Annotated in this window: 2 protein-coding genes and 1 pseudogene; all 3 read left to right on the top strand. The window is 40.7% G+C overall.

What is annotated here, in order from left to right:
- Positions 1-1,522, top strand: a pseudogene (locus ASD40_RS37800) (hypothetical protein); the annotation flags it as partial.
- Between the two features lie 597 nt (positions 1,523-2,119).
- Positions 2,120-5,359, top strand: a complete 3,240-nt coding sequence (locus ASD40_RS10840) for an S-layer homology domain-containing protein (protein ID WP_057303305.1) — start codon at positions 2,120-2,122, stop codon at positions 5,357-5,359.
- 67 nt (positions 5,360-5,426) lie between these two features.
- Entirely contained in the window at positions 5,427-5,972 is a 546-nt protein-coding gene (locus ASD40_RS10835; RefSeq protein WP_057303304.1) for a hypothetical protein, read from the top strand.
- Positions 5,973-6,000: the final 28 nt, after the last annotated feature.

The following is a 6,000-nucleotide window of genomic DNA, read 5'->3' as shown; positions in this document are numbered from 1 at the left end:
TGATCAAACACAATCCGAGATTGATGTTCTTCCGGTTAACATCTTCCTAACAAACACATCTGTGTCTGTACAAAAAACGTTTAAAATCGGCGTTGAATCTTATGTAAGTAAGATTGAATTGGGAACAGTTAAATACCCAGCTAACAAAASATCTCTGACCGAACAAGGTGATGTTGCTGAGTTTGGTATTACGCGTTATGACCAATACGGTGACGTAATYGCTGAGGGAGCTCTCACAACAGATCGTACGAAGTTTGATGCGATCATCACGCCATTCAGCAATGATACACTGAAATTGAAAGCTGAAACTGTTCAATCTTACGACAAAGTGAAACTTGAACTGGCTAAAAACACAGATAAAGGCGGAGACTACACAGTAACTGTGTACGTTGGATCCTCTTCTGCAACAGCAACAGTAGCTGTTAAATCAGCGAAAGTTGCAAACAAAGTTGAATTCGGTACATTTAATGGCGTAATTGCACAAGGTGACGGCGCGACTTACCTTCCAATTGTGGCTTATGATGCAGATGGAAAAGCATTGACTGCACAAGAGATCGTAGATAATGCAAATGCAGACAGATTCTCCATCTCCATTTCAGGAGCAGATTACAACACAGCTAGAAACGGCAATGCAGCTGTCGTAACAAGCGGCGAACACAAAGGCCAAATCAAAATCAACGAAGTAACTGCTGGTGCAAAAAGCGTTGTATTTGTAAACTTTGGGATCTTTAGTGCTAATGTACAAAATAGCGTGCAAAAGAGCTATACGGTACAAGATGTACGTGTACCTGAGACGATTGCAGTAAAAACAGCGGTATCAGCTAACAAAGCTTTAGTTGATGGCGAAACAACAGTTAAATGGTACGTACAAGATCAATACGGTGCAAAACTTGATGATACCGCAGCAACGAACGCAGCGGATTACAAAGTAAAAGTGACTGTTACAGGATCTGCTTATGCAACATTCTCTGGCCTAACGGGCGGAACACCAACAGCAGACGGCGCTACGTACGAGTTTAATGCWACAGACCTAACAGGTTTTAACGAAAAAGAATTGAAGTTCGTAGCAACAGATGCAGGTAAAGCGAAAGTAACTGCTGAACTTGTAAAAGGAWCAGCAAGCTTGAAAAAAGTTGAGAATGAGCTTGAAGTGACAGCAGATACAGATCTAACTTACGCGGTAACAGCGATTGATAGTGTGTTTGCTGCACGTGACAATGGTTTGACTCCAGATGCAGACAAAGTATTGACAGGCACAACTAACAATGCTTTTGATAGCAAACTTGCTAAAGAGATCAAAATTACTGCTACAAACAAATCAGGTGAAAAAGTAGCAATTCCTGCAGATCGTATTTCTAGCGTAAGCTCCTCAGACAATAACATTGTGAATGTTATTCAAGAAGGCAACACAGCAAAAGTAATTGGTAATAAATGCAACACTAGAAGTAACATCAAAAAGCGATCTAGTAACTGCTGCATCAATGGTAGCAGATGCAAACATCACGTACGATCGTTCGGCTGACACAGCARTTCTTGATGTAATCAACCTAGCTAATGTAGAAATTACAGATAACTACGGTGTTGAGTACACAACAGCAGCTGAGATTAACAAGTACAATGCYTTCTTGGGTGCACAATATGTAGTKTCTGATATCCAAGCAGATGGAGCAGCAAACACAGTAGTAGTGAATGCAAATGGAACATTTGCAATCGGTGGGGATGTAACAGAATTCGTTCTGAAAACAATCTCCGGCGGTAAAACAGTAACGACACTAGTTGTTGTTCAAGACTAATATGTATGAAATAAAAAGAGGCCCTTAGGGGTCTCTTTTTATTTTCAATAAAAAACTTTTTAAAAACTTTTTTCGAATTCCGCAACTTTTTATTTTTCTATGCGTTTAATACTTTGAAAACAAGTACACAATAAGAAGTTTGTGCTTCAGTTACAAGTAATTGTTAAAATAATTCTTTACGACGCTATTCGACCAATGTATAATGTAAATTGGTGTGGGTGTCTATTTTCCTACTTTAAGTTTACTAGTTTCCAATGCAGCCACTAGAGCTGCACGCGAACTTAGTTATATTATGCTCTAACTCTGGAAAGGGGGTGAACCAAACAATGAGTAAATCGAGCTCAAATATTGTTAGATTCAACCTAAAAAATAAAACCAAAGATATTCAAGGAGGAGAAAAAAAGGTTATGAAAAAAAGTTTATCAGTAATTCTTTCCACAGCAATGGCATTATCCATGTTTTCTTCCGTAGCATTCGGTAAAACATCCGCTGACTTCACAGATCTTAAAGATCTTGACGCAGCTACTAAAGCGAAATTCGATGCATTGATCAGCGCAGGTATTTTTGATGGAGTGAGCGAAACTACATTTGGTCTTAAAGACGAAATGAACCGTGCTCAATTCGCAAAAGTTGCAGCTTTGATCACTGGTATTGACGTAAACAAAGATCTTAAAACTTCCAGCTTCTCCGATGTTAAAGTTGATGACGCAGCTAACGGCTACGCACTTCCTTTCATCGAAGCTTTGAAAACTGCTGGTATCACTGACGGGTATGCTGAAGGTCAATACAACCCAGCTGGTAAAGTAACAAAAGAACAACTTGCAACTTTCTTGGTTCGCGTACTAGGTAAAGATGCTGAAGCAAAAGCAAAAACAGGTACAGATACAACTGTTTCTGGCTGGGCACAAGGCTATGTAGCATTGGCTCTTGAATTGAAACTTCTTCCTGCTGGCGCTGATGGTAAATTCGGTGGTCAAGGTAACGCAACTCGCGACCTTCTCCTGACTGGTGCTTATGAAGCGAAAGCTCAATACGTATCCCCAGGTAAAGTATCCCTTTCCGAAGCTAAAGCAACTGGCGTTCAAGCAGTAACAGTTTCTTTCAACAAACCAGTGGATACAACTAAAGCAGTTGTAGCTTTGACTAAAGGTACACAATCAATCGCAACTACTGCAAAATGGTCCGATGACAAGAAATCCGCAGTATTAACTTTGACTGACGTTAAAATCAGCGAAGGTACTTACACAGCAACTCTTTCCGGTCTTGATGCAGCAGGCGTTGACAAAACAACAGCAACTTTCACAGCTGAAAACGAAAAAGTTACTAAACTTAGCTTTGTTAACGCAAGTGACAAAATTGCAAAATCTATTAAAGTGATTGTTAAAATTAAAGCAGAAAACCAATACGGTGAGAATGCTTCCCTAACTGGCGGTAACTACACAGCTTATGTTGGTGGTGCTTCTGAAAATGTTAAGAGAAACGACGATACAGGTCTTCTTGAGTTGACACTTAACACTAAAATTAAGCCAGGATCTTCACCTGCTACTGAATATCAATCAGAACTTGATGTTATTCCAGTAAACGTCTTCCTTACTAACTCTTCTGTATCCGTACAAAAGACTTTCAAAGTGGGAACTGAGCCATATGTAACAAAAGTTGAGCTTGGAGCTGCTAAATACCCTGCTACTAAAACAGCGCTCACTAAAGAGGGCGATGTTGCTGAAGTTTTAGTTACTCGCTATGACCAATATGGTGATGTAATTGCTGAGGATTCCTTAGCCGCAGATCGTGTTAAAGCAACTACAGTATTCACTCCATACACTTTTGATGCTTTAGTTTTAGATGAAGCTGCTAGTACTTATGACAAGCTTAAATTCAAGCTTGTGAAGAATGTTGATAAAGATGCCGACTATACAGCTAATGTTTATGTTGGTTCTGCTAGTGCTACAGTAGCACTTAAAACACAGTCTTCAACAGTTGCTACAAAAGTTGAATTTGGTTCTTTCACTGGTGTACTTGCTACAGGAGATGTAGATAAATACATCACTATCGTGGCTTATGATGCTCAAGGCAACAAGTTGACTGCTCAAGATATTGCTGATAACGCAGCTGCAAAAAGATTCTCGATTTCTGTTTCAGGCGCATCTATTCCTACAGGACTTCTTGGTAATGGTAACGATGCAATCGTACAGTCTGGTGAACACAAAGGTCAAATCAAATTGAGCACGATTGATTCCGGAAGTAAAGGTGTTGTGTTTGTTAACGCAGGTATCTTCAATGCTAACATTCAACAAAATGTACAACAAAGCTTCACTGTACAAGATGCTCGTAAACCAGAAACAATCGTACTTGACGGTTCTGCTCCTGCAATTAAAGGTATTGCTGGTGGTAAATCAACAATCAAGTGGTATGTAAAAGACCAACACGGTGAAAAACTTGGTAGTGTTAATACTTCAAAAGTTGCAGCTAGTGCATACACTTTGAAAGTCACTGTTACGGGTAACACATATGCAGCATTCAGCACTAATAATGATGGCGTATGGGTACCGAATCCATCAGCTACTCCTGCTGTTCCTGGACGTGCAGGTACACCTGCAGCTGGAGAAGATAAAGTGTTTGTGTTCGACGCAACACAACTCGGAGACTTTAACAGCAAAGAACTTTATTTGCTTGGTCAAGCGAGTGCTGCTGTGGGAGCTAAAGGAAAAGTTAAAGTTGAGTTGATTGATAATACTAAAACAACTCCAGTTGTAATTAAAACTGTAGATAATACGTTGGAAATTGTTAAAAACGACTTGACTTACAGCGTGAACGCATTGGCTGATTCCTTTGCTGCAATTGACAGCGCGCTTGTTATTGCTGATGATAAGCAATTAACAAATGTTAATGATGTTGACACTAATGGTGATAATGTTGCTGATGCTGCAAATGGCATTTTTGCTAAGCATAGCAAACTTGCACGTAAAATTGCTGTAACGGCAAAAGACAAATCCGGAGATACAGTAGTAATTCCTGGAGATCGAATAGTTAGCGCATCTACAGCTGACGGAACTGTAGCAAAAGCCGTTTACGATGCTAATAACGCTTGGATTATTGGTAACAAAGCAGGTACTACGAATGTAACTGTTGTCTTCAAGAAAGAAGACGGTAACCTGCAAGATGCAACAATGCCAATCAATGTTAAATCTGATGCTGTTACTGTTAAGACTATTACTGCGGATGCTAATAAAGAGGTTTCACTTACAACAAGTGCTACTTATAGAGCATCTGAATTGATGAATGGAATTAAAGTTGTTGATAACTATGGTATTGAGTACAAACTTGAGACAGGAGTAGGAGCACCATTCTATACAGCTCCAACTACTGGTTGGGTTGACTACATTACTAGATACAATGCTTTGCTTGGTGTTCAATATGTAGTTTCTGATGTTCACGGGGCTACAAACGCTAAAGTGACATTGACAGGTAATAACGTAACAATCGATGCCGGTGTTACTGAGTTTGTTATCAAAGCAATCGCTCCATCAGGTGTATCTGCTTCCACACTTGTAAAAGTAAATCCTTAATCTCTAAATTAAAGAGAGACCCTTCGGGGTCTTTTTTTATTCACTAACCTCAAACGGAGATGATAATTTGGCTAGAAGCATAATTAAGCTTGTGTCATTGTCGATATTTTTGTTTTCCATAGTAATCTCTTCCTCCCAAGCCGAAGCCCCAGCTCCTGGCTCCGCGACCGACCCGGTGATCACAAAGAGCTATTTCGATCAGAACACCTTAAGCGAAGCAAAGGTGAAGGAGCTTGTCGCCTCCGCGATCGCGGCTAATGCTGGCGCAGGCCAGCCTAGCGGGAGCAACGGAGGCGCGGGCTCTTCCACGCCAGCGACAATGAAGGTTGTCCAATTGCAAAATGGACAAACGCTTTACGCCGGTGCTGGCGCCGAGTTTATCGTGCGAACAGGCAAAGTACTAGCCGTGAGCAACGATGAAAATGGCATCCCGGATGTAACGGGAGGCAAGGATCTGCCAGCGGGGACAGAAGTCGCGCTGAATCATCTTTTGATCTTCCCGGCCGAAGGCCGCGGTATTAAGCCGTCGCCGAAGAATACGGCGGACATCTTTGTCATGGTACGAGGAAGCTATTTATTGCTGAATGCCGACGGAAATAAGGCTGCTCAATAAATTTTTTTGTGTAATGCTATGCTAAATA

The sequence above is a fragment of the Paenibacillus sp. Root444D2 genome (genome assembly GCF_001426375.1).
Taxonomy (GTDB): Bacteria; Bacillota; Bacilli; order Paenibacillales; family NBRC-103111; genus Paenibacillus_E.
Note: the sequence above shows the minus strand (reverse complement) of the source record. Positions and strands in the feature narration are given on the sequence as shown.